The sequence below is a fragment of the Paenibacillus sp. S33 genome, assembly GCF_053615415.1.
In genome coordinates this window covers 4,226,575-4,250,858 of sequence record NZ_JBSIEZ010000001.1, presented here as the reverse complement: position 1 = coordinate 4,250,858, position 24,284 = coordinate 4,226,575, and the positions used below count along the sequence as shown (strand labels likewise).

The following is a 24,284-nucleotide window of genomic DNA, read 5'->3' as shown; positions in this document are numbered from 1 at the left end:
TTGGACATTAATTTAATCCCTATAAGCAAACATTCTTAATTCTTTTTCAACAAAATAGAACTATTCGGAGGAAAAGGAGAGGTTTGTGTGCAGGGACCTATAGCCATTTTTAGCGATAACGACAGGGCTATTGATTATCCCAATGTGATTTGTTTTTACCAATATATACAGTGCGAGGACACGGAGGCAGCTTCAGTCTACGAGAACGCATGTTGTTGCCTGATTGATTATAGGGAGCCGGGGCAGGCAGTGCGGAAAGCCAATCAGATCCGTAGCCAATTTCCGCAAATGCCATTGTTACTGGTGACGGATGTAACATTTCCGTTCAGTGATCAGCATATGGTGCAAATCATCGGAGTAGGTCGTTTGCGGCTGCTATTTTGGCAAGCCAATGACAACGAAGAAATGCTTTCGGAAATACAAAGCTTGCTCTATCCCGAGTATTCGACCAAAAGCCAACATATTGCATTTATCTTGTCTGTATATAACGAAGAGCAACGTTTTGTTCATGTCAAAACCTTTGCTGAACGATTGCAGGTCTTTATCCGCAGCCATATTATTGAAGGTTCGATTTATCTCATTGATGATGGCAGCTACGATGGTACGAATGCCTTGATTAAAGCGCTGGAGGCAGCCACGGACTTGTCCGTAAACCGGATTAATCAGAATCTTAGCCCGCTGCTTCAAACAAGGGAATTGGGACGCAATACACGTAAGGCAGGGACGTATCTGGAAGGGATGCGGACCATTGGTGCGGATTACTACGTATTTGTGGACGCAGATGACTCCTTTTTTATTGAGGATATTGCCAGAATGATTAATGTTGTTCAGCAGGGCTATTATGATGTCGTGATCGGAACCAAGGATATGACTGCTGAGAATCGATCTTTATTGCGATCTGTCGTCAGCTTTGGTAAGCGAGTCATTTCCCGTCCTTTTTTACCCACAGGTGTGGTGGATTCCCAGACTGGGCTTAAAGTGATGAGTTCGGTTGCAGTGAAGCGAATGTTTCCGCATTTAAAGGAACAGCTGGGACTGGCGTTGGATTTGGAAATGATGTTTATTGCCAAGCGACTCCAGCTTCGTGTGCTGCAATTACCCGTCAAATGTATTGACCGGGATGGCTCGCACATCCATGTCTGGAAGGATTCTATTCGTTTTTTGCGCTCCATCATTGATATTTGGCGACTGGATCGGCGGGTGAGATAACAACGTGAACAACCGAGTACGATCGTTGATGTTTCCTCTCTTTAATGTGCTGCTTAACGGATTTAATTTTTTCTTCCACATTGCAGCGAGCTGGTATCTTACCGGACAAGCTTATGGCCAGGCGAATGCGCTGCTGGCGCTTTTTGCGCTTTTATCCGTTTTGGGTTTATCCATCCAGCTATTAACTGCCAAACTGGTCTCTAAGGGAGACCAGAAGCTTGCGCTACGAAGCTTACCGCTCGGTTCTCTATTACTCAAAGCACCTCTGGTACTAACCGTGCTTGCCGTGATCATTCTACTCATCTTTCATCCGTTACTGCGTTCGCTATTAGGCGTCGAATCCGGCCCGCTGTTCATGCTGTATGGCTTGATCGGACTGCATATTCTGGTGAGTTCGTGCCGCGGAGATTTACAGGGCAGGGAACGCATGTTGGCGCTCAATGTGAACTATTACATTGAGGTATTAGGGAAGCTGAGCCTGTTTTTTGTTCTGGCTGCACTGGGGTTAAAGCTGGAAGCGCTACTGTTGGCGAGCTGTGGGGGAATGTTACTGTCGCTGCTCCACGGCTGGATCGTTTCGGCTCGTGGCTTGTCCTTATTCACATACGGTAGAGAACATATCCCTTCTGGGCTATGGAAATCATTGAGTCAGGATTTCACCGATAGCCTTATGACGAATTTATTCATTTTGTTTTGTATCTCCATCGACATGTTGTATGTACAGCATTACTTTCCCGAGCAGGCCAGCAGCTATGCCATTGCGCTGAAGTACAGCCAGTTGGTTTATTACGTTTCGTATAGCCTCATTGCTGCATTTATTCCAAAGATCGGTGCGCAGGGGCATGACCGCCAAGCTTTGGGTAAGTTGATTGCCGTCTATGCCGGGTTAATGGCTGTAGCTGCGATCTGTGTATATGTGGGCACGACCTTTGTGTTCCCATCCTCTATTCCCATATTATTCGGAGCCTCTTACCAATCGGCCGAGGCCTATATTCCATGGGGTGGCTGGGTGTACTGGCTATTTTCCATCGTGCTGTTTTTTGTACATGTGCACGTATTGGTGGGCAGACGCAAATTTATGTTCAGTCTGATGGCAGGAGCCGCGGCTTTATTAGTAGCCTTTCATATTGCCCACACAGATCCGGTAGATTTTTTGCTATCTGAGTTCATTGTTTACGGGGCTATGGCTCTCTACTTTGTGGTAGACGCCTATGTACATTTGTTCAAAATAAAGATAAAGGGGGATTTACCCCATGAATACCATACATGAACAGGACGGTAAAACCGTAGTTCTATTGCTTTCCTGGCGTGACATTCGTTCACCTAAAAGCGGGGGAGCAGAAATTTTCACCCACGAAATGCTTAAACGCTCACAGCAAGGCCGCTTCCAGTTCATTCATTTTTCACCTCAATTTGAGGGGATGCCTGAGCATGAAGTTATTGACGGTATTACGTATATTCGAAAAGGGAACATATACAGTGTCATTTATTATGCGATGCGCTATTACCGTCGTCATCGAAGGAAGATCGACTATGTGATTAACCAGGCAAATACGCATCAATTCTTTACCCGATTTTGGGTGGAGGCATCCAAGCGGATCTTTTTCATACATCAGCTAACAAGGGAAATATGGTTTGAGAACGCCAAATTCCCGCTAAATGTTATTGGGTTTCATATGGAGCCCTTGATGCTTAAGCTGGCTCGTAAGGATCGGACGCTTACGGTATCTCCGTCTACTCGATACGATCTACTTAAGCTGGGCTTTCACCCGGATCGTGTCCATCTTTTACCGGAAGGCATTGAGTTTGATCATTGGCCGCGCGAACAATTTTTAACGAAGGAGCCTAATCCGACCTTCATGTATGCTGGGCGCTTCGTCAAATATAAAGGCATTGATCTGGTCGTTGAGGCCTTTGGGCAGCTCAAGGAAAAGTTCCCTCAGGCTATGTTATGGATTGCCGGAAAAACCGATAAAACCTATGTGGCAGAACAATTGTTGCCGATTATGAAACGATATGGATTAACATACGGAGAACCGGATGAACAGGGGCAATCGCAAGCCGATATTACCTTTTACGGATTTGTTTCAGCAGAGCATAAGCTGGAGTTGATGAGTCGTGCCCACGCGCTGGTGTTTCCTTCCTTACGTGAAGGCTGGGGGTTGACGATTACCGAAGCGGCAGCCGTTGGAACGCCCAGCATTGTCAGCAATTCACCGGGGCTGGTGGATGCAACGGATTTCGGAAAAAGCGGGTATCTATGCTTTCACGGCGACATCCGGGGATTATCTGAACAAATGGAAAGAGCAGCGAAGGGCGGCGAAGATTACATGGCCATCCGTGAGCGGGCGTATCAATATGCGTTAAGATTCCATTTTGATCATACGGCTGCTGCGTTTGAGCAGTTGATGGAAGATTGGGTAGAGGAGGCGCAACAGAGTGGACAAAGTGGTCATTCTCTTCTCCACGTACAACAATGAGCGGACGATAGAGCCTTGTTTGCGAAGCTGTATGGGGCAAAATTACAAGGATCTGCATATTGTAATTGCTGATGATGGCTCCAATGATCGGACCGTCGAGACGATTCGTATGCTGTCGGCAGGGAGTTCAGTACCCGTAACGGTACTGGAGCTTCCCCATGGGGAGCGGGGAGTCGCCAGGGTCAGGGCGGTTGAGGAAGCGAAACACTTGGGGGCCGAATACATATTTGTATTGGATTCCGATATGATTTTAGCCGAACATCTGATTCAGCAGAGCATCGACTTTTTTGACGATCATCAGGATATTGGCGCCTTGGTCATTCCGGAGGAGGCGTATTCGGAAGCAGACAATTTTTTTTCCAAAGTGAAAGTTTTTGAGCGAAATGTGATTAATAACGCGGGTGAAACCTTGGGAAAACGCTCCATTGAAGCGGCACGCTTCTGGCGAATGAGCGCTTACGAATCGACGGGCGGGTTTAATGCGGAGCAGATTGCTTTTGAAGAAATACAGCCAACCTTGCGTTATATAGAGTCTGGCGGAGTTATTCGCCGGGCGGTATTTACACGGGTATACCATGATGAAAAACAGGTGTATCTGCACGATGTATTACGTAAAAAAGCCTACTACTTTTCGGTGATGGATCGTACGATGTCATCTGAAGAGGGCGGATTGCGAAAGGCGCTGGAACGTTGGTACTTCTTCCGTCCGGTGCTGTATACATGGGGGAATTTGAAAAACTATATCCGTCACCCCTTGCTGACGATGGGGATGTTGTGGATGTATGTATGCCTGACTGTGATTGGGGTAGCCGCCGTGTTAAAGGGCGGCCCCCGTCACTCAGGCGATCTCGCTAAGGCGGATAAGGCGTAACGATGAATGGCCGAGGGTCAGCGTATCCAGCGTGTACAGGTCGGGATCGGAAGATTCCGACTCCTCATACGGTATATATAATGAATGCGTGGTTAACTGAATACCTTCCCCGTCAGGATGACGTAGTGAGCAGCCGACAGGATACAGCTCAGCGAGTGCAATGTGTACAGCGGTTACGATATCTTGTTCATTCAGTAGCACATAGGGTCGGTACGGAGCGTTCAAAATGCTGTCTATAAATGCTGACAGGTCGGAAGCTACGTTCTGTTCTGCATGCAGGCTATTTCGGTTGAGTTTGGCCTGATCAAGCGCCTCATACAGTATTTTCTTTAGCGTATCATCATCCAACTCCAGCGGTTTCGTCAAAAAACGGAACACACCGACTTGATTAATCGCCGATAAAATGGACTGCGTATGCAGGTGACCAGACAAAATGATTCGTACGATATGTGGATAATCCTTCTTAATCATGCGAAGGAAGGTAATCCCATCCAGACCAGGCATGAGCAGATCGGAAACGACCACATCAATCGGGTGCTGTTCCAGCACTTGTAAGGCTTCTTTGGGTGTGTGAGCGGTATGTAAGGTAAATGCTTCTTGCGTCAAGGTCCGTTCGAGCAGGGACAGAACCATAGGGCTGTCGTCAACAAATAGAATGTTTTGGGGTGTCATAAGAACTGCGCAACTCCAATCAGGAAGTAAGAAATGAGGAACTACATGTATAATATCAGCGTTTTGGCATTTTTGAAAGATGTCAATACAGAACGGGCGTTGCGTCTTTTTTGTGAACGATTTGATTCGGCTGAACATGCCCTCTGGGAAAAAGGTATGCGTCTCCTTCATCAGTATCATGCTGCACGGCATACAGGAGTGACCCTGGCTGTCTCCAGCGCACTTCAGCATATGGACGATCGCCATGATATTTACGTTGTTGATCTGCGAGAATACGGGGAGGAAGAGTTGGATCGCTTATATATCGCAAAAACATGCGAGTTGATCCTACTGACGGACGGGGCAACGGAAACCGCTGCGAGGTTTGCTGCCCTCCAGCGTCGCACTCCCCGGTTGCTATGCGCACGGCTACCGCTGGTCAGCTACGAGCTGGAATGCCTGATGCAGGCTATTTTGAGCCGTCTTGAACAAAATGGAGGGGACAGGGAAGCATGAAACAATGGGCTTTGTTGAAACCAGGTTGGCAAAAGCTGATCCTGTACCTGATCGTTCTGGGTGTGACAGTGTTTTTGGCCGCCGTGCTTCAATGGTTTGTCGTGCGACAATTCAGTGTTCACTTGGCGGAGATTCAGAACGAACAGCTCCAGTATGAGGTACAGGAACTTTCTAGCAGCATAACCGAGCGTTATGCCGCATGGCAGGCTGAACTGAAGGAGCTGTCGTCCAGTCTGGGCAGAGATATGCTGAATCAGGGAACACGCCAGTATCCTGAGGGTTTTAAGCGTGAAAGCGGGGCCTTTTATGTGCTGGATGAGCAGTACCATGTGATGGTCGGACGAGACAATCGTGAGATGAAAAGTGTAGTCCAGCAGATTAAATGGCTGCAAAATGGTTGTGCAGTAAGCTCTTTTGTGACAGAGGATCATCAGCCTGCCCAGTATATAGCATGCAGGATTCAAGGGGCGCAGATGGGCGGTTTTATGGTGCGCACGGTTGACGCTGATATGCTCAGCGGGATTATTAAAAGTAAACCGATTAACCAGCATGAGACTTTATTTTATAACGGTCAATTTAAGGTCGTAGCTTCCCGAAGTACTTCGGATATTAACCGAACGGACATCACGGGCGTAACCCGTAGGCTGCTGGAAGGCAATACAGGTATCATCGAAGATGGCGGAGAGAAACACGGAATAGGATTCAGCCGCATTGGGGAAGAGGCCCTTTACATATCGGTTAAGGATGTCAGTGAGGATACAGCTCAGCGAATCAGCTCCTTTCGCAAACAGTTATGGATGGTCATGGTTTTGATATTGTTCATTCTGTGGACCATGCTCGTACAGTTCCGCAAACGGATTGTAAAGGATGCCATCGTGAACAATCAGGTGCGTGACCAACGGCGAGATGAAGATATGCGACAGCAGCAGGACACCTATTATTTGCCGTTAATGCAGACGATTGAGCAGCAACTACAAGAGCTGCAAGAGCAGACTAGCCGTCTCACAGGCGGTGATGATTTGAAGCTACTGGGATTTTATCATGATCTAGCAAACCGCTTTGAAGCGGCTTCGAGTCAGGGAAAAGGAGCCTCTCATGAGGAACTGGAGTATTTTCGCGAGTTAAATGAAAATTTCATCCAGGGTCGTCTCAGACAGGAATCCTCACTGGGAGAGTTACTGACGGGAGTTCGTAGCTTGCGCGATGAGCTGGAAGAGAAGATGCATGATAATAGTGGAATTAGCTTTACAGATATGAATGAAGTATTGTCTGAGTCGCTGAAATGGGCGAACCGTTCATTGAACATGAACAACATTCAAGTGATCTTGCGGCAAGAGCCTGTTCCATCAATTGCAGCACAAGCACCCATGCTGTACAAAACGATTCAGGGGCTGCTGGAAAATGCAGTGCAGGCCATGGGCCAAGGTGGGGAGCAGCCTGAGAATCAGGAAAAGGGCCGAACAGGTCTGCGGTCCAAGCGGCAATCTCAAGTGCTTAAGGTTAGTTCACGGCTGGAAGAAGGAGAAATTATTATTAACATTGAAGACACGGGCGGCGGTATTGATGATAAAATGCGTTGGAGCTATTTCCAGCCAGACTATTCCCAAAACTCGCAGGAGCATGCGTTCAGCCTGTATCATATGGATGCATACCTGAAGACCATAGGCGGTCGTTTAAAGCTGCGTAATACCGATCAGGGCTTGCAGGCAATCGTTCGTTTGAGAAGATAGGCCCAAGATAACCGACAGATATACGAGAAGTTCAAGAGAGGGGGACAAGCATGAAAAAATGGATATTTCGCTACCGCTACGATATGGCGGCAATGATGTTGATGCTGATTGCGATTGTTGCATATCTTGCACCCATCTATGGACCAGGGCAAATTGTGTTTAGCGACATTGCTTTTGGAGCCACCTCTCATCGGTATCTGGAGGAAATAACCGGAGTATGGAACGAGCGATGGTCTACCTCGACCTTGTTCAATGCTCCACGTATCCTGTACATCTTGCCCTTCTATGGACTGTCACTCTTATTTGACGAAAGCGGCCCGGTCTTGCTCAAGTCGTTTATTACAGGCTTGTTATTTGTTTCGGCATTTTCGATGTATGCCTTTGCCAAGCGTCTGGTTAGCGTGTATTATTCACCAAGCTTTACGAAGACCCGTATTTTTGCCATCATGGTCGGCTCGTTGTTTTATGCGCTGAATCCGTGGGTTATTTTCCGCATTCAGCATATTTATTTGCTCTGTGGATATAGTCTGTTTCCGTTAATGCTGCGATTCTTCTTTAGTGCGGTGGACCCCAAGTTTCAAATTCAACAAATAAAAAACTATCATCCTCACAAGCTGTATCAACGGAACTGGATCGACCTGTTCCTGTTGGCTGCGGTATTTACCGTTAGTGCCGCTGCCATTCATTATTTTTTCTTTGGCATGATTTATTTGGGATTGTTCACCATGTTGCTATTGATCAAACTAACCTGGGCCCACCGTAAGGCTGGTCGCAGCTATTTGCAGCCGTTATACGGCAATTTTTTGCGTAAAGGGATCATTTTTGGCGTCTTTTTTGGTCTGCTCAGTTTTTATTGGTTGTCTCTATATGTTGGTAGCATGTTGATGGACGCTCAAGCGTCTCAGCATAATATCAACGTCGTGGATACGTTGTCTCTGTTCAGCCGCAACAGCAGTTTATATAACGTAGGTTATTTACTGAGCTATTGGTGGCCTATGTTTTCCTTGTCCTCACTGCCTAGCATGTTTTATGTAGGAGGGGGATTTTTGTTGCTATTGATCGGGTATGCGATGGTGACACGTTCACATAAAAATCCGATTATTCTAATCTTCTCGCTACTTACGTTGCTATTTCTGGTTACAGCTACCGGGACGACGTTCCCATCTATTGCCAAGTGGTTTGTCATTTTGGTTACGAAAACCCCTGTGATTGGTTCGGTTTTCCGTGACCCTAACAAATTTATTGGACTGATTGCCCTTAATTTCGGGGTGTTGCTGACCTTTGGTGTCATTCAATTTATGGAATGGTTCGGATCATCCCCATTGCAACGTGTATATAAAAGGCTGGCGGTTGTTATCGTCGTCTTGTGCCTGGGGGTGTATTTTGCTCCCTTGCGCACTCAGTTTATAGAGGGATACTACAAGCCGGTACAAGTGCCGGAGGCTTATAGTCAAATGGCTGAAAAGCTGACTGACCCGGATCGTTTCGATAGCAAGGCATTATACTTTCCGATTGCTGACAATATGATCCAGAGCTATAACGGAGTAGCCACGCCCAAATGGAATAAAGGGAAGACTGCAAACGAAAAGGCAACCGGAGATTTTCAGGTATACTCTTCTCCTAAAAATACGATCTTTCATCATGAGGGGAATGATCCCGGCATTACATACTATATGAATTTTCTGCAGTATGTTATGGACAACGGATTAAGCTCCCGATTAGGCTGGTTGTTCTCTACCTTTGGGGTCAACCAGTTGGTCTACCATGATGAATATGTGGGCCAGGAGAAGCGGCAGGATTTCCACCTGTCTCAGCTGGAAGGTCAGACCGGGTTGAAACGTACGTACCAAAACGGGCTATTTTCCATATTCAATCTCGATCAGACACCGCCCTATATGAACATCCTTGCGAGTAAAATTGTAACACCTTACGGTTTTAGCCGACTGGAGAGCTACAGTCATCTGCCTGGTTTTGATTTTAACCGCTTTGGAGTGCTGTTCAGTGCGTTAAGGCCTGAGCTAAAAACCATCCAGACGATTAACAAAGGGGATTATGTGGAAGCGGCGTCCTTTAATGACTTGCTGTTGTCACAGCTTCCAGCAGAGGATTACTTACGGTCTTTTGATGCCATTGAGGATGGTAATGCCTTTTTAAAATGGTCCAAAACCTTTGCCTCGACCAACGATTGGTTATGGTATTTATCCTCCCAAAATATACGGAACTTTCCGTTCGATATGGAAATGGATGCAGGGATTGCGGTTACCTTTGCCAGTAAGAAGCTGGATCTGGCCCCGTATCAGATGAGCAGCATCGAAGGGAAGACGGTCGTGGACTTTGATTCCATGTTGCGGACCGAAACCTTCTTCAAGCCGGATAATCCGCAGTTGTTCAGTGTGCAGGCTAATCCCCGTGAGGAATTGAATGATGTTCCCACTCTGCACGGCGAAATTATGAAGGGAGACCCGAGTAATATATGGCAGGTCGCTAGATCAGGTTTGCTGGAAGCCAAGGAAAATAATCCGTATCAGTTCCAAATTACTGTTTCCGGTCGCGGGACGAACAAAATGCATGTAAAAATGAGATTTTATGATAAGCAAATGCGTGAGCTGGGGGTTAGCTATGTCGTGGCACCTTCGGAGGGATATAATTTTGACAGTGTAAAATTTTACGGGGAATACGTTTCGCCGCCCGGCAGCTATTGGATGCGAATGGATTTGTTAACCTTACAGCGTCCACAGCAAAAAAATTACTGGTGGATTCATGATATCCAGCTGCGTGATTTGGGGCAATACAGCAAGCCTAACACATTTACGATGCACAAAAAACTGGATCAACCTCAAACCTCGCATGTGTATGCTAGAGTGTTTATGAATACGGCAGGTGGGAAATTACAAGTCACACTACCGGACAAAGTGGTTAGTATCAAAACTCAGGATGATGGCTTGAACCAATTCCAATGGGTCGATCTGGGAGTGCATGCCTTTCCCAAAGGAGATACCCCGGTCACGGTTAGTAACCTGCAAGGCTTTAATGCGGTCAATCAATTTGCGATTGTGCCTGTGGATCAGCTAGATCAGTTATCTTTTCCAGTGGAGCAGGCATTGAAGCGGGGCAAGCTCTTTTTCACCTTGGAGGCAGAGAACGATTTTAACGCCCAAGGGAATGTGCAGACGGAGCGTGCTTTGCCAAGACTTAGTATGGGGCGGGGGATCAGCTATCAGAAGGGGACGTTAAGCAGGGATGTGGAAGTCGCCAAAACGGGAACCTATGCCACAGCTATTTTGGCTAATCTACCTGCAGGGTACCATGGGTCATTAACGATGAAGTGGATGAATGAAGAGACGGGAGAGGTGCTGACCAGAACGATTCGTACGGAGGAGTCGTATAAGCGGTTACCTGCTACCTCTTTATCCGAAAAGCAGGTTATTGAAACGGTGCCCAATCAGGATGGTTTTGCAAAGAAAATCATACAGATTCCCGGTCTGCTGAACGACTATGGCCGAGTCGAATTTAAAAATCTGTTCCTAACCAAGGGAAAGTATCGCTTAACCCTTGTCCTGGATAGTCAGGTGCCTTCATTGAGCCGTTTTGGAGATATTCATCGAATGGGAGGGCAGGAAGTGACGGTGATGCCGGGGGAGGATACGAAGGAATCATTGAGCACGACGGATGTCGGATGTGTAGCGGATATACGACCTGGCCAGACGAAGCTATCAATCATGGACGAAGGGCTCTCTATCCGTTACGCACCTAGCTATTCTTGTGACTGGAATATTTATGCGTCCAAGAAAATGAAGGCCGAGCCGCTGCAAGAGTATGCCGTGCAGTTGGATGCGCGATCCGAACAAGTTGGAAGTCGGCACATGAAGGTCATTTTTTTGAATAAAGCGTCCCAGGTTCTCCAAACCTCCTATATTGATGAGGTGGAGGAGAGAGATAAGGAACAATGGAATCATTATGATCAAATTGTGAAGGCTCCGGCAGGCACCGCCATGATGCAGTTTCAGATTTTAGCGCATGCGCACAAGAAGCAGTCAGGCTTATTTCAAATGAAGCAATATTCCATCATCCCTTATCAAGCGATGATTACAGTAGATCAATTTACATTGTTTGAGGGAACGGATATGGATACCTTTTTTATGGTTCCACATACTTCGGAAAGCATTCAGGCTACTCGTGAAAATTCCATGGAACGCAGTTTTACGCTATATAATCCAACACATCAGCAGGTGCTGATCCGGGAGACTGAATCACCCAATCCACTGTGGGAGTTCAGGCTGGGTAGCGAAAATCAGCGAGCCCGTCTGTCCGTCAATGGAGTGACTACCGGATTCATTACCAATGGTAACGGGAACGGGAAAGTCGTCGTTATTCTGGCTTCCGCCTACCGTTTTGGCTGGGTGCTGTTCCTCATAGGGATACTGGGTGGAGCAGCTTGTTTTCTTCCTTATCGGCGATGGAAGAAGCGAAATCTTCCATAAAAAGCAAGCTGCTCAGTGGGGAAATGGGTAGCCATGATACGACTACATCTCATATTTGTAGCCTCTGCCCCATACAGTACGGATGTGCTGAGGATTTTTAGGGTCACGTTCTATTTTTTTGCGGAGACTGGAAATATGTACGTCGATAGTGCGATCCAGATAAGCGCCATCTCCGCCTTTGATCCGATCCATCAGCTCACTGCGGGTAAAGACTTTACCTGGATTGCAGGACATCTCTTTTATAATAGAAAATTCGATTTGAGTGACTTCTATTTCTTGGTCATCGACTAACAGGCAATGACGGTAATCATTCACCCAAACTCTTACCTTTTTAATCTTTTGAGTTACCGTTTGCGATTCAGTGAGCATGTTGCGGCCGCAGCGGCGCAGCAGGGCTTTGATGCGGGCATTTAACTCTATCAGACTGAACGGCTTGCATAAGAAGTCATCTGCTCCGTCATCCAGAGCCTTTATTCTTATATTCAGCACGGTGTTATTAGAGATGACCAGCATAGGGACTGTAGTAAATTGACGGATTTGGCTGATCAGCGCACATTCGACTTTACCGGAAAACATTAGAGCGGTCACAATAATATCCGGCTTAAAACGCATAAGTGTAGGAATTGCAAGTTTAGAGTCATAAATAAGCTCGGTATGATAGCCTTCCTCCTGAAGGTGAAGAGCAATCATATCTGCCAAACTTTTTTGATCTTCAATGACGAGTATTTTTATGGGCATGACTGACATCTCCTGTACAGACAAAGATACAATAGCAGTGCATAATCATGTATTTTCCACGATAATACATACTTATGTATTCGGCAGAAATGCGAAAATTGAACAGTCCTATAATGAAAGAAAAATATTAATTTACAGGAAGAAGGTTGCATCTTTGCGAATGATTTTATTATCTGGAGGTTCGGGTAAACGTCTATGGCCCTTATCCAATGTGAACCGTCCCAAGCAGTTTCTTTCCATACTACGTCACGACGAACGGCCCGAAAGTATGCTGCAACGAATATGGAGACAATTAGATGAGGCGAATTTGGCAGATGAGGCCTATTTTTCGACGAGTGGAACTCAGGCCGAGCTGATCCGGGGGCAAATTGGCGGAGGTGCTGTAGTCATTGAGGAGCCGACTCAGCGGGATACCTTCCCGGCCATTTCCCTGGCTACGGCCTACTTGCATGACGTTGCAGGCGCATCACGCGACGAGATCGTAGGGGTCATGCCTGTGGACGGGTATGCGGGGGATGAATTTTTTGAGCATCTGCGCAGGCTTCCTTCAATATTAGAGCAATCAGGAAGCCATATCGCATTAATGGGGGCTGCTCCAACGGAGCCTTCTGATAAATACGGATATATTCTGCCTTCAGCCTCTTCTTCACTTGACCAGCCATATTATAGAGTTAGTTCATTTGTAGAAAAGCCGGATCTGATCCGTTCAGAAGCATTGATCCGTGAAGGGGCCTTATGGAATTGCGGGGTGTTTGCTTTTAGACTGGGCTTTTTGTTGGATATTCTGGAGCAAATGGGTTTACCAGCCGACTACAATTCTCTTTCGACAAATTATGCAGACTTGCCTAAAACTAGCTTCGATATTGCAGTAGTAGAGCATACTCATAAGCTCTCCGTGCTTCCATACCATGGAGAGTGGAGAGACTTGGGCACATGGGATTCGTTGGTGCGGGAAGTAAGTTCGAAGCTAAGTGGCCCAGGATATATTTCAGAAGCTTCACATGACTCGCATATCATCAATGAACTGGAGATTCCGGTTAGCATCTGGAATGTCCCGGACATTATTGTCGTTGCTGGTCCAGATGGCGTGCTGGTTACGGACCGACAGTCGTCAACAGGAATTAAGGATATGGTGGCGGAAATTGAAATCGGCCCGCGTTTTGAAGAGCGCTTCTGGGGAAAGCAAACTGTATTATCCCATCAGCAGGCGGCAAGTGGATTGCAGACAGTGACCAAACGCGTGGTCATATCGAACGGAAGATTTATCAGCTATCATGAGCACCAGTACCGTAAAGAAGTATGGACCATAGTTTCTGGAACCGGAAGTGTCTCTATCAATGGCGTGACACAGATAGTCAGCCCAGGTGAGGTTATTGTCGTAGAACCCGGTACAAAGCATTTTATAGGGGCAGTAGAGGGAGATTTAGAATTCATTGAGTCACAAATCGGACATATCGTATCCGAAACAGATATTATCCGATATGAATTTCCTGATTCGATTGACGACCATACTCTATAAGTGCCTACCATTATAGGGACTGATAGATACGAACGAGGTTTATCAGAAGGCAGTGAAGAGTAGGAGGAACTATTTTTTATTAGAGCTTAGATGACCTGTGCATTCCTAAGAAAAGGTATTCATGTATTATAGACATGAATACCTTTTTTTGCATAAACAGTTCTTTTTGTTTGTAATAAGATGAATAGAAAAGAGACTTATAAAATAATTTTCTTGGAAGTCAGCCACTCTTTTACGGCGTCCGTACTGAGGTCTCTTTTAGGCGTCCATTCTATTTTATCAACCAGTTTGCCGTTTCTGAATTCTGCAATGGTGGGGGTGTATTTAACGTTGTAATCCTCTTTGAATTTATTCCATTGGGACTTGTCCTTATGGATTTTGTGAACGTTCAAAAAAGTAATTTTAGAGCCTAGATTATACTGCTCAATCATCTTGTTAAAGTTAGGCTCAAACCGGTTGCAGTCGCCACAACTGGGTCTGCCGACATAGACAAGTACACTTCGATCCTGTTGAATTAAACTCTTAAAATTTTCAAATGTAACCGCATTCAAGTGGTCATATATTTCCGGGTAATTGCTTTTGCTCGCTTGGATTTCTTTGTCTTTTTGTTGAACAACCTGCTCTATGTCTTGAAATTTAGCTAGAGCTGAAATAGCGATACCAATGATAAGTAATACAATGACACTTAACCCAGCGATATATCCTTTTTTCACAGAAATCCTCCTTTTTTTACAATCTTACACTTACAGTAAATGATATTTCCATTTCTAGCTGTAACACTTGTCTCATTATGTATAAAAAAAGAAGCTTTCCATTGTTGGGAAAGCTTCAGGCTGTCGAGAAACCCCCTGTTTTTTTGCAGGGGGTTTAAAACTGTCTTAGTGGTCTAAAAACTAGGGTCCTCAGATCGTTTTAAATCGATTTTTGTTTTAAAAGATGCGTCTCACCATATAAAAATAGAAGTGTCGAAAAGTCCTCTGGACTTTCTCGACACTCTGAAGCTTTCCATTGTTGGGAAAGCTTCTTTAGTCTGATAGTTAAAACGTTAGACCACAACAGTCAACAAGTAATCCTCACGCTTCACTTCAGTTTCCATTGTGTTCAACACATCCAGGTATTGAGCGGAATTTGTTACGATAATTGGTGTAGCTGTAATATAGCCTGCCGCCTTAATTTGCTCGATATCAAATTCAAGCAACAGTTGTCCTTGCTTAACCACATCGCCTTCCTTGACGCGCTTGTCAAAGAATTTTCCTTTCAGCTTCACTGTATTCACACCCACGTGAATCAGAATTTCTGCTCCGTCATTGGAAGTAATACCGATTGCATGTCCGGTCGGGAATACTGTTGTAATCGTTCCATTGACAGGAGATGTCAGCACACCCTCTGTAGGATCAATGAGGATTCCTTTCCCCATAGCACCTGAAGCAAAAGCAACATCAGAAGATTGTTCCAAAGGCAATACTTTACCTTGCAGTGGGCTTACGAGAATTTCTTTCTCGATTGCCACTTCTTTCTTTACGGGTGCAGCTTCTGTTTTTGCAGTTTCTTCTTTTGGATCTTCAAAGCCCAAAATCATAACCAACACAACTGCGAGTACAAAGGCAACGAGCAAACCGATGACTACCCACAAGAATCCAGCTCCAAAATAAGTTGGCAACGCCAGTAAACTAGGCAGGGAGAAGGATTTTGCAGTCGCTCCGCCAGAAGCGATAATAGCGCCCCCAATACCACCGGAAATACAAGCATAAATGAAAGGCTTTTTCAATTTCAAAGTTACACCATAAATCGTTGGTTCAGTAATCCCGAATACAGCTGCCAGTGTAGAGGAACCAGCCAAAGCCTTCATCTGGGTGTTCCGGGATTTCAGGAATACCCCCAGTGTTGCACCGGCTTGAGAAAGTACAGCTGCTGTAAGCATCGGAAGCATCGTGTCATACCCCAATGTTGCAATATTGGACAGCATGATAGGAACAAAGCCCCAGTGTACGCCGAAAATAACAAATACTTGCCAGAATGCTCCGGCAACAGCTCCGGCGATCAATGGGCTTAAATTGTATACCCATGTAAAACCGTTCGCCAAGCCCTGACTGATCAGGTTACCGACTGGACCAAAGGCCAAAAACGTCAACGGAACAACGACCAGTAGTGATAGCATAGGTACGATAATGTTTTTAACTGATTGATGGATAAAGGAATTGAACCAGCGCTCCACATAGGACTGTACCCATACCGCGAGAATAATTGGGATTACGCTGGAACTGTATTTAATTAAAATGATTGGAATCCCGAAAAAAGCCAGTTTTGCCGGATTGTCCACCGCCGCAATAACATCCGGGTAGACAAGGGCTCCAGCAACTGCGACAGATACAAAGGCATTTGTCTTAAATTTACGGGACGATGTAATAGCCAGAAATAGAGGTAAGAAATAAAATACACTGTCTGAAGCGGCGTTCAGAATCAGATACGTACCGCTTGTATTATCAATCCAATGGAGCGACAAAATTAATGCCAGAATCCCTTTGAGCAAACCTGCCCCTGCAAGAGCTCCCAAAAGAGGAGAAAAAATGCTGGAAATGATATCGACCGCTTTTCCAAGGAAATTCGTTTTTTCGGAAGACTCTTCCTTTTTCGCATTTGGATTGTCTGCATCCTGCAAATTCGTTTCTGCCATCATATGCTCAAACACTTGACCTACATTGTTGCCGATAACCACTTGAAACTGGCCGCTGCTTTCCACTACTGTAATGACACCAGGGGTTGCTTCCAGTGCGGCTTTGTCTGCTTTTGTACGATCATTTAATTTAAATCTCAAGCGTGTAGCGCAATGGAATACCGAATTGACATTCTCTTCGCCACCAACGAGGGTCACTATTTTTTTAGATAGTTCTTTATCACTCATGTTCAGAACTCCTTATGGGTTATTCTTGCTACTGATAGGATTTACTGTTTACAGCTGTTGCTAAGATACGCCGGCGTGCATCTTTTTTTAAACTTGTAAACAAGAAAAACCTAAACTCGTGGTGAAAACTACGCACTCTCTCCTATAGAGGAACGTCGATTTCACCATCAGTTTAGGTTTTGCCTGCCTTACCAGTCACAATCCATGAACGATGAAGGTATGAAGTTGTTAGTCTTATATGTTATTACGTTCAGTTACGCGATGAATATGGATAGTTAGATATACGTATTCATCCTTGCTTAAATATTGATCGTATGTTTTTTCCAGATATTCATTGATCTTTTGGGCACAAGCAAAAGCTTCGGTATACGTCTGCTTTACCTGGTTATACAAAAATTCTTCACCACTGTGAATGACTTCTTTGCGAATCACTCGCATCGCAAAATATTGCAAATGTGTCAAAAATCTCGAGTAGCTAAAAGAAGACTCATCCAGCACAATTCCGTAATGATACGTAATAATGTTCAAGATATGTTGAACAATCTCGGTCATTTTCAGTGTGGATTTCATTTCGTTACCGTCGATCCGTGCATTCACCACATGCAATGCAATAAATCCCGCTTCATCTTCGCCTAATTTTACTCCGAGCGTATTTTCAATTTTTTGGAGAGCATCCAGCCCAACTGCAAATTCTTTTTTGTAAAAGCGTTTAATTTCATACAGCATCGCGTTTTGGAGTGCCAGTCCTTTTTCTTGCCGTTGTATGGCAAAATGAATATGGTCGGTCAACGTTAAATAAATATTATCGCTTAACTCCGTATCCAACACTTCCGTTGCATGGGTTACGATTTCATTCACGACCTCCAGATGAGATACAGGAATATCGTTCAGCAACTCGGTTAGTTTGGCCGTGAACTCGTTTTCATTTAACATGAAAATCTTATCTATTTTATCATCATCGACTTGATCGCCAGCCACCTTTTTGAAGGAAATACCTCTTCCCATCACGATGACCTCTTTGCCTTTATCGTTTTTAGTCAATAGGACGTTGTTATTGAGCACCTTCTCAATAATCATTGAAGTTCCCCCTCCCATCCTTTACCAATAAAAAATGCCTAAGCACAATTCAATACTATTGTTAGCAATAGCACTCAATTGAACTCAGGCATTGCCCGCATCACCGGTCACAATCCTTCGATATAGTGCTATTGTAGCACAAAAAAAAGCGATTTCAACATATTTTATTCTCTTTCGACAAAAAATATTTCATATCAAGGCCCTTTTGCCTAATTTGCAAGTACATCGTTACCTTATGTAGTCGTACGTTCAATGAGGCTGTACTCTAGCGAATGAAGCTTCATTTGGCGTCCAATCAGCTGAGGGGAAAGCATGAAAAAGGCATTTTGTGCTTGAGCCATGATAGGATTTTGAATCGTTGTAATCCCCAGCGTATACGCCAGCTCCGTGTTATCAAATCCAACAATTGCCAGATCTTCCGGTACGTTCAGTTTTTGTCTGCGTGCTTCGCAGAGAATGCCCACTGCTACATAATCGTTAGCACATAAAATAGCCTCTGGAAATTCGTCCGGATGCTGTAACAGATCCCGTACGACCTGTTCGCCATCACGGATATTATAAATAGAAGAGTGATTCCAGTGTTGCAACACGGGCAGATTGTGCTCACTCATGATCTGTTCGTAGGCTCGTTGTCTACTATGGGTATTAATACTGCTCGGACGGCCAAAAGCATTGGCTATACGAGTATAACCTTTTTGTATCAAATGTTTGAGCGCTAACATATATCCTTCATACTGATCCATAGCGACGGAGCGAATATCGGTATGCTCCATTCGTTGCCACGACACGATCGGGCCATATTTGCAATAGGTGCTCAAAAAATCAGTGTCATTCACGCAGGAAATGATGACCAGCGCATCGACTCTTTTTCTTTTTAAATCCTCAAAGGCTTGAAGCTCTTTCTTTTTGTCTTCTCCCGAAGTATAAATAATGGTTTGAAATTCATATTGGCCTGCTACTTCCACAAAGCTGTCCAGAAAAGCGAGAACAATTTCATTAATAGTTGAAGTAATGATACCGATCTGAAGCGTCTGACCCTTGGATAGAGAAATGGCATTTCGATTAGGAACATAATCTAATTCCTGCATGATTTTCAAAATCTTAGCTCTTGTTTCGTGACTAACATGGGGGGACTGATTTAATACTCTGGATACCGTAGCTTTGGAAAAGCCCGCCAGTTTTGCAATTTGATCAAGATTCGACATGGTGCTTCTCCTCACATAAGAAAAAATACTTGACATGAAACGCGTTACAACGATTAGGATGCTTATGAAGGCATTACATCTATTTTAAAGTATCTGTCAATGCATTTCAAAGGAGAACGGTTATCGTTAGGTTGCATTGTTCGCTGAAATGGGCTTCAAAGTATTCCGTATGTCCAACCACTGGTCGCGGATTTTCCCGTATGGCTATGATGCCGAGCCGAATGAAGCAGGATTGCAATTCTACGACAATGTATTTGATGAGCTGCGCAAGTATAATATTGGCCGCTGGTAACATTGTCACATTATGAAACACCGCTAGGTCTGACGCAGAAGTATAATGGCTGGCTGGGTCGTGAAGTCATACAGCACTACGTAAATTATGCCGAAACGGTGTTTACACGCTATAAGGATAAAGTAAAATACTGGCTGACCTTTAATGAAATCAATGTAATGACCATGAGTCCGTTCACCGGTGGCGGTGTGGTTATTGACCTCTGTGCATGACACGTATCGAATTGATTACTTGCGTCAGCATATTGCCCAAATGAAGGAAGCGATTGCCGACGGTGTTGATCTGCTTGGCTACACCAGCTGGGGCCCTATCGACCTTGTGAGCATGTCTACTTCCGAAATGTCCAAGCGCTACGGATTTATTTACGTTGATCTGGATGATGACGGTAACGGAACGCTCAAACGCTCCAAAAAGGACTCATTTAACTGGTATAAAAATGTGATAGCAACCAATGGTGAAGAATTGTAATTCCATATCATCTCGGGCGGGTATAGCAGAGGACATCCTAAGGATGAAATTTGCTGTATCTGCTTTTTTGATAGACACAATAATAATATTTCAGAGGGCTTCACAAACTTTTCACTTGTAATAAGCTGAAAGTTTTCTGTATAATAAATAAAAATTTCATATGTCTGGTTGATGTTTGCGGGAGATGGAACGAAAGTTCCGACCGAAGGGGCAAAACTCTCAGGTGCTTAGGCTGGTTACAGCAACAAGCGGGGACCGTAAACGGACAGAACTCTGGAGAGACCCTTAATTGGGCGCCGAAGGTGCACCGCAGAAAACATCTGCTTAAACTCTCAGGCAAAAGGACAGAGACGCGAATAACCTGTGACAGGGAATGCCCCTAGGCTTTTTTATGAGCTATTAGAGGTAGAAACCTGCACAAGATGGTTGTATTTTTTCGTGCCTTTAACCTCTCCAGGAGTCGAATCAGCTGATTTGACTCTTTTTTGTTTTCTAATATGCTGGAGGAGCGGGTTGAAATGAATTTGGTACATGTATTAGAAACGATTGACAGCTGGATATGGGGAGCGCCGCTTCTTATTCTTGTAATGGGCACTGGGTTGTGGCTAACGATCCGTTTGAAGCTGCTCCAGGTTATTCGATTGCCTTTGGCGCTCAAGCTAATTGGTAAAGCGCCGGACGAAGGTAGCGGAGATGTAAGCAGCTTCGGAGCATTGAGTACGGCACTGGCAGCTACTGTAGGTACAGGAAGTATTGTCGGCGTGGCAACAGCGATCAAACTGGGTGGGCCCGGTTCATTATTCTGGATGCTGGTTGCAGCTTTTTTCGGGATGGCAACCAAATATGCGGAAGGATTATTATCCGTTAAATACCGTGTTAAAGACCGGAACGGACAATTTTCGGGTGGCCCGATGTATTATATTGAAAACGGGCTTGGCCGCCGTTTCAAGCCGCTGGCGATGTTGTTTGCCTTTTCTGGTGTTCTTGTAGCCCTATTTGGAATCGGTACTTTTCCGCAAGTAAAGGCTATCGTTTCTTCGACGGAAAGTAGCTTTGGAGTGCCAACGGTAGTTACAGCGATCATTATTTCCGTGTTAACGGCTGTTGTTACGATTGGAGGACTCAAAAGTATTGCCAAGGTATCCACAAAGATTGTTCCATTCATGTCGGGGCTCTATATCGTAGTTTGCTTAATTGTACTCATTAAGTTTGCAGGAGAGCTTCCTCATGCGATTGCTTTAGTATTACAAGGGGCCTTCTCGACCACATCTGCAACGGGTGGATTTGCCGGAGCAACGATTATGTTGGCGATGCGAAGCGGAGTTGCCAGAGGTATTTTTGCTAATGAAGCCGGTTTGGGAAGTGCGCCAATTGCAGCAGCAGCTGCTAAGACGAAATGGCCTGCAGAACAAGGGCTGATATCCATGACAGGCGTATTTATCGATACGATGATTATTTGTAATCTGACGGGATTTACGTTGCTGGTTACGGGAATATGGAGTGGAAATGACGATGGAGGTCTGATGACCCAGCATGCGTTTTCCAGTGCCTTTCCGGCTGGTGCAGAACTCGTGACGATTAGCCTTATTTTATTTGCATTCACAACGATACTGGGCTGGAATTACTACGGGGAACGTTGTGTTGAATATTTACTGGGTGTCAAATGGATTAAACCATACCGTTATTTGTTCATCGCACTTGTGGCAGGAGGTGCGTTCATCAAGTTGGAAGCCATTTGGCTGCTGGCAGATATCTTTAACGCAATGATGGCTTTCCCGAATCTGATTGCACTGCTTGGCTTATCGGGAATCGTAGTTGCAGAAACCCGAACCTATATGGATTCTCTGTATCCTAATAAGAAAAAGGGCATTCTTGCAGGTGCCAATGTAGGGGCTGCTATTCAAGTAGAAGAAAAGGGACAAACGGTTAATTCATAAATTCCAAAAGGGAGTGCCCTCAGCCATCACAGGCTTGAGGACACTCCCTTTTGAATGTTACAACGATGCACGCAAAATAGCTAAAATATCTTCTTGATTCAGCTTTTTATAATTACCAAATCCTCCGTACTCCATTTCACGGGCTGCAATGTCCGCGATTTTTTCCAATTGCTCATCATTAATATTGTAATCGGCCAGCGTAGAAGGGGCACCGAGACTTGTCCAGAATGCACTAAGACGGTCAATACCTTCCAAGGCGATTTCTCTATCTGTTTTACCTACGGTGTCTAAGTCAAACATGCTGAGCATCAGCCGCTTCATGCGTGCAGCATCCTGATCCACTGTATGTCTCATCCAGTTGGGAAACAGAATTGCCAGACCGCCAGCATGAGGAATATCATATACAGCGGATAATGCATGTTCAATCGTATGCGAAGCCCAGTCCCCGAAGTAGCCCATTTGCAGTGTTCCGTTAAGAGCAATCGTTCCGGCATATAAAATCGTTTCACGATGCTCGTAGTTGTGCAAATCCTCTAGCAGTTTAGGTGCAGTTTCGATCACGGTTTGCAGCACGGAAAAGCACATACGATCTTGCAACGGTGTATTTTTAACATTGTGAAAATACTGTTCAAACACATGGCTCATCATATCCACCATGCCATATACCGTCTGATCACGTGGCACAGAAAAGGTATTTTTAGGGTCCAGAATGGAGAATTTCGGATGCGTCACCGCACTGCCCCATACGTATTTTTCGTTCGTTTCCCAGTTGGTGATGACAGAATCCGGATTCATTTCTGAACCGGTGGCGGCGAGTGTGAGGATGGTGCCGAATGGTAGAGCCTCGGTCGGCATGTGCTTTTTGTTGATAATATCCCACACATCGCCGTCATATTTAGCCCCTGCTGCGATGGCTTTGGTGCAATCAATAACGCTTCCGCCGCCTACTGCAAGTAAGAAGTCGATGTTTTCATTTCGGCAAATGTCGATGCCCTTCTTAACGGTGGACAAGCGCGGATTCGGCTCTACGCCGGACAATTCATGAATATTGAGATGTAGCGGCTCTAACGCGTCTAATACCTGGTCATACAGACCATTTCGCTTGACACTTCCGCCTCCGTATATCAGTAAAATATTTTTGCCGTAATTCAGCAGCTCCTGCTGCAGTTCTTCAATTTGATTGTCTCCAAATATTAATTTGGTGGGGTTATAATATGTGAATTTGTTCATCTGGAAAGTTCCCCTCAGTTCATAGTTCATGTTCAAATCGTAAATCGCTTAACCTGATTGCCTGTTGGATACCTAACTTCATCATGTAAGCTATTTGAAATGACGATTAACCATTATACATGAAATGAATAAGGGAATTCAAGTAAATCTAATCTTTGACCGCTCCAGCGGCAAGATCGGAAATAAACTGGCGGCTAATGAAAAGAAACAAAATAATAAGTGGCAGTACAGCCAGCAGGGTGCCCGCAATGACCATCGCATAATCCGTATTGTAAATTCCGTTCAATTGTGACAGTGCAATCTGGAGCGTGAATTTACGCTCATCCGTTAAGACGATTAGCGGCCATAAATAATCATTCCAAGTTCCTATAAAGGTAAAGGCGCCGAGAAAAGCGAACGCAGGACGTAGAATAGGCAGTGCTACATTCAAGTACAGTCGAAAAAAGCTGCATCCGTCCATCCGGCCCGCATCCAGCAGTTCCTTTGGAATGGATTCTTCCGCATATTGACGAATCCAGAAAATGCCGAAGGCATTTACCATCCCCGGGATGATAAGCGCTTTGAACGTACCTACCCATCCAAAGGAGGCCATCATGACAAAGGAGGGGACAAGCGAAAGTTGTGAAGGGACCATCATCGTAGCTAGCAGAACGATAAATAGCACTTTTTTGCCCGGAAAATCAAACTTGGCGAATGCAAAACCTGCCAGTGAATCGAAAAACAGAACCAATAGGGTAACAGAACTGGCTACAAAAAGGGTATTAAAAAAGGCTCCGACAAAATTAATCTGCTGTAATACTCTCGTTATGTTATCCAAGAAGTGGCTGCCAAACCACAATTGCGGTGGAAAACGGTAGATGTCTGAAGTGGTACGAGTTGCCATGACGATCAGCCAGTAAAATGGAAACATCGACAGGATGATTCCCACCAACAATCCGGCATATAAAAAAAAGGATTTTGCGCGTGTCTGCATCATGT

At 45.0% G+C, this 24,284-nt stretch carries 17 protein-coding genes, 1 pseudogene and 2 riboswitches; of the genes and pseudogenes, 10 read left to right on the top strand and 8 right to left on the bottom strand.

The features are described from left to right. Positions 1-87: 87 nt before the first annotated feature. Genes ACWGXJ_RS19295 through ACWGXJ_RS19280 form a run of 4 tightly spaced genes read left to right on the top strand, consistent with a single transcriptional unit; the run spans position 88 to position 4,560 of the window. The gene (locus ACWGXJ_RS19295; RefSeq protein ID WP_061828845.1) at positions 88-1,209 is read left to right on the top strand and encodes a glycosyltransferase; all 1,122 of its coding nucleotides are present in this window, start codon (positions 88-90) and stop codon (positions 1,207-1,209) included. 4 nt (positions 1,210-1,213) lie between these two features. Continuing rightward, entirely contained in the window at positions 1,214-2,479 is a 1,266-nt protein-coding gene (locus tag ACWGXJ_RS19290; protein WP_452567408.1) for a transporter, read from the top strand. Further along, positions 2,463-3,689 carry a glycosyltransferase family 4 protein gene (locus ACWGXJ_RS19285; protein WP_452567407.1) on the top strand — a complete coding sequence of 409 codons (1,227 nt, stop codon included), beginning with the start codon at positions 2,463-2,465 and terminating at the stop codon, positions 3,687-3,689. Before ACWGXJ_RS19290 ends, ACWGXJ_RS19285 begins: the two co-directional genes overlap by 17 nt. Beyond that, the gene (locus tag ACWGXJ_RS19280) at positions 3,649-4,560 is read left to right on the top strand and encodes a glycosyltransferase family 2 protein (protein WP_452567406.1); all 912 of its coding nucleotides are present in this window, start codon (positions 3,649-3,651) and stop codon (positions 4,558-4,560) included. The genes ACWGXJ_RS19285 and ACWGXJ_RS19280 overlap by 41 nt, the downstream gene beginning before the upstream one ends. On the opposite strand, the gene ACWGXJ_RS19275 is transcribed toward ACWGXJ_RS19280, so the two are convergent. Then, positions 4,528-5,232 carry a response regulator gene (locus tag ACWGXJ_RS19275; RefSeq protein WP_069290230.1) on the bottom strand — a complete coding sequence of 235 codons (705 nt, stop codon included), beginning with the start codon at positions 5,230-5,232 and terminating at the stop codon, positions 4,528-4,530. The genes ACWGXJ_RS19280 and ACWGXJ_RS19275 overlap by 33 nt on opposite strands. Before the next feature lie 45 nt (positions 5,233-5,277). Between ACWGXJ_RS19275 and ACWGXJ_RS19270 the strand changes: the two genes are divergently transcribed. From ACWGXJ_RS19270 to ACWGXJ_RS19260, 3 genes are read left to right on the top strand one after another with little or no spacing between them, the layout of a single operon-like run. Beyond that, entirely contained in the window at positions 5,278-5,727 is a 450-nt protein-coding gene (locus ACWGXJ_RS19270) for a hypothetical protein (protein WP_023990008.1), read from the top strand. Then, positions 5,724-7,457 carry an ATP-binding protein gene (locus ACWGXJ_RS19265; protein WP_452567405.1) on the top strand — a complete coding sequence of 578 codons (1,734 nt, stop codon included), beginning with the start codon at positions 5,724-5,726 and terminating at the stop codon, positions 7,455-7,457. The genes ACWGXJ_RS19270 and ACWGXJ_RS19265 overlap by 4 nt, the downstream gene beginning before the upstream one ends. A 50-nt stretch (positions 7,458-7,507) precedes the next feature. Beyond that, entirely contained in the window at positions 7,508-11,938 is a 4,431-nt protein-coding gene (locus ACWGXJ_RS19260; protein ID WP_452567404.1) for a hypothetical protein, read from the top strand. A gap of 42 nt (positions 11,939-11,980) precedes the next feature. Here the strand turns inward: ACWGXJ_RS19260 and ACWGXJ_RS19255 are convergent, their stop codons facing one another. After that, a complete protein-coding gene (locus ACWGXJ_RS19255) occupies positions 11,981-12,676 on the bottom strand; it encodes a response regulator transcription factor (protein ID WP_452567403.1) in 696 nt (231 codons plus the stop codon). 160 nt (positions 12,677-12,836) lie between these two features. Between ACWGXJ_RS19255 and ACWGXJ_RS19250 the strand changes: the two genes are divergently transcribed. Then, positions 12,837-14,195, top strand: a complete 1,359-nt coding sequence (locus ACWGXJ_RS19250) for a sugar phosphate nucleotidyltransferase (protein ID WP_452567929.1) — start codon at positions 12,837-12,839, stop codon at positions 14,193-14,195. Between the two features lie 197 nt (positions 14,196-14,392). Here ACWGXJ_RS19250 and ACWGXJ_RS19245 read toward each other — a convergent pair whose 3' ends face one another. The 4 genes from ACWGXJ_RS19245 to ACWGXJ_RS19230 all read right to left on the bottom strand — a co-directional run bounded on the left by ACWGXJ_RS19245 (position 14,393) and on the right by ACWGXJ_RS19230 (position 19,379). Beyond that, complete coding sequence (locus ACWGXJ_RS19245) at positions 14,393-14,908, bottom strand: thioredoxin family protein (RefSeq protein WP_452567402.1); 516 nt, start codon at positions 14,906-14,908, stop codon at positions 14,393-14,395. Between the two features lie 332 nt (positions 14,909-15,240). Continuing rightward, complete coding sequence (locus tag ACWGXJ_RS19240; protein ID WP_452567401.1) at positions 15,241-17,097, bottom strand: beta-glucoside-specific PTS transporter subunit IIABC; 1,857 nt, start codon at positions 17,095-17,097, stop codon at positions 15,241-15,243. A 234-nt stretch (positions 17,098-17,331) separates the two neighbouring features. Beyond that, a complete protein-coding gene (gene licT, locus ACWGXJ_RS19235; protein WP_452567400.1) occupies positions 17,332-18,174 on the bottom strand; it encodes a BglG family transcription antiterminator LicT in 843 nt (280 codons plus the stop codon). Positions 18,175-18,407: 233 nt separating this feature from the next. Next, complete coding sequence (locus tag ACWGXJ_RS19230) at positions 18,408-19,379, bottom strand: LacI family DNA-binding transcriptional regulator (RefSeq protein WP_452567399.1); 972 nt, start codon at positions 19,377-19,379, stop codon at positions 18,408-18,410. A 130-nt stretch (positions 19,380-19,509) separates the two neighbouring features. Here ACWGXJ_RS19230 and ACWGXJ_RS19225 point away from each other — a divergent pair. Further along, positions 19,510-20,139 (top strand): annotated as a pseudogene (locus tag ACWGXJ_RS19225) (glycoside hydrolase family 1 protein); the annotation flags it as partial. Between the two features lie 168 nt (positions 20,140-20,307). Beyond that, a riboswitch (glycine riboswitch) is annotated at positions 20,308-20,384 on the top strand. Between the two features lie 18 nt (positions 20,385-20,402). Next, positions 20,403-20,497: riboswitch (glycine riboswitch) on the top strand. A 160-nt stretch (positions 20,498-20,657) separates the two neighbouring features. Further along, complete coding sequence (locus ACWGXJ_RS19220; RefSeq protein WP_235308583.1) at positions 20,658-22,076, top strand: alanine/glycine:cation symporter family protein; 1,419 nt, start codon at positions 20,658-20,660, stop codon at positions 22,074-22,076. 57 nt (positions 22,077-22,133) lie between these two features. On the opposite strand, the gene ACWGXJ_RS19215 is transcribed toward ACWGXJ_RS19220, so the two are convergent. Both ACWGXJ_RS19215 and ACWGXJ_RS19210 read right to left on the bottom strand, forming a co-directional pair. Next, positions 22,134-23,306: an iron-containing alcohol dehydrogenase gene (locus tag ACWGXJ_RS19215; RefSeq protein ID WP_452567398.1), complete on the bottom strand. Its 1,173-nt coding sequence runs from the start codon at positions 23,304-23,306 to the stop codon at positions 22,134-22,136. A 148-nt stretch (positions 23,307-23,454) separates the two neighbouring features. After that, complete coding sequence (locus ACWGXJ_RS19210) at positions 23,455-24,282, bottom strand: carbohydrate ABC transporter permease (RefSeq protein ID WP_452567397.1); 828 nt, start codon at positions 24,280-24,282, stop codon at positions 23,455-23,457. Between the last annotated feature and the right edge of the window lie 2 nt (positions 24,283-24,284).

Excerpts from the sequence above, each read along its gene's own strand:
- ACWGXJ_RS19285 (WP_452567407.1), top strand. The coding sequence starts at position 2,463 with ATGAATACCATACATGAACAGGACGGTAAAACCGTAGTTCTATTGCTT.
- ACWGXJ_RS19275 (WP_069290230.1), bottom strand. The coding sequence starts at position 5,232 with ATGACACCCCAAAACATTCTATTTGTTGACGACAGCCCTATGGTTCTG.
- ACWGXJ_RS19270 (WP_023990008.1), top strand. The coding sequence starts at position 5,278 with ATGTATAATATCAGCGTTTTGGCATTTTTGAAAGATGTCAATACAGAA.
- ACWGXJ_RS19265 (WP_452567405.1), top strand. The coding sequence starts at position 5,724 with ATGAAACAATGGGCTTTGTTGAAACCAGGTTGGCAAAAGCTGATCCTG.
- ACWGXJ_RS19260 (WP_452567404.1), top strand. The coding sequence starts at position 7,508 with ATGAAAAAATGGATATTTCGCTACCGCTACGATATGGCGGCAATGATG.
- ACWGXJ_RS19255 (WP_452567403.1), bottom strand. The coding sequence starts at position 12,676 with ATGCCCATAAAAATACTCGTCATTGAAGATCAAAAAAGTTTGGCAGAT.
- ACWGXJ_RS19250 (WP_452567929.1), top strand. The coding sequence starts at position 12,837 with ATGATTTTATTATCTGGAGGTTCGGGTAAACGTCTATGGCCCTTATCC.
- ACWGXJ_RS19240 (WP_452567401.1), bottom strand. The coding sequence starts at position 17,097 with ATGAGTGATAAAGAACTATCTAAAAAAATAGTGACCCTCGTTGGTGGC.
- licT (WP_452567400.1), bottom strand. The coding sequence starts at position 18,174 with ATGATTATTGAGAAGGTGCTCAATAACAACGTCCTATTGACTAAAAAC.
- ACWGXJ_RS19230 (WP_452567399.1), bottom strand. The coding sequence starts at position 19,379 with ATGTCGAATCTTGATCAAATTGCAAAACTGGCGGGCTTTTCCAAAGCT.
- ACWGXJ_RS19220 (WP_235308583.1), top strand. The coding sequence starts at position 20,658 with ATGAATTTGGTACATGTATTAGAAACGATTGACAGCTGGATATGGGGA.
- ACWGXJ_RS19215 (WP_452567398.1), bottom strand. The coding sequence starts at position 23,306 with ATGAACAAATTCACATATTATAACCCCACCAAATTAATATTTGGAGAC.
- ACWGXJ_RS19210 (WP_452567397.1), bottom strand. The coding sequence starts at position 24,282 with ATGATGCAGACACGCGCAAAATCCTTTTTTTTATATGCCGGATTGTTG.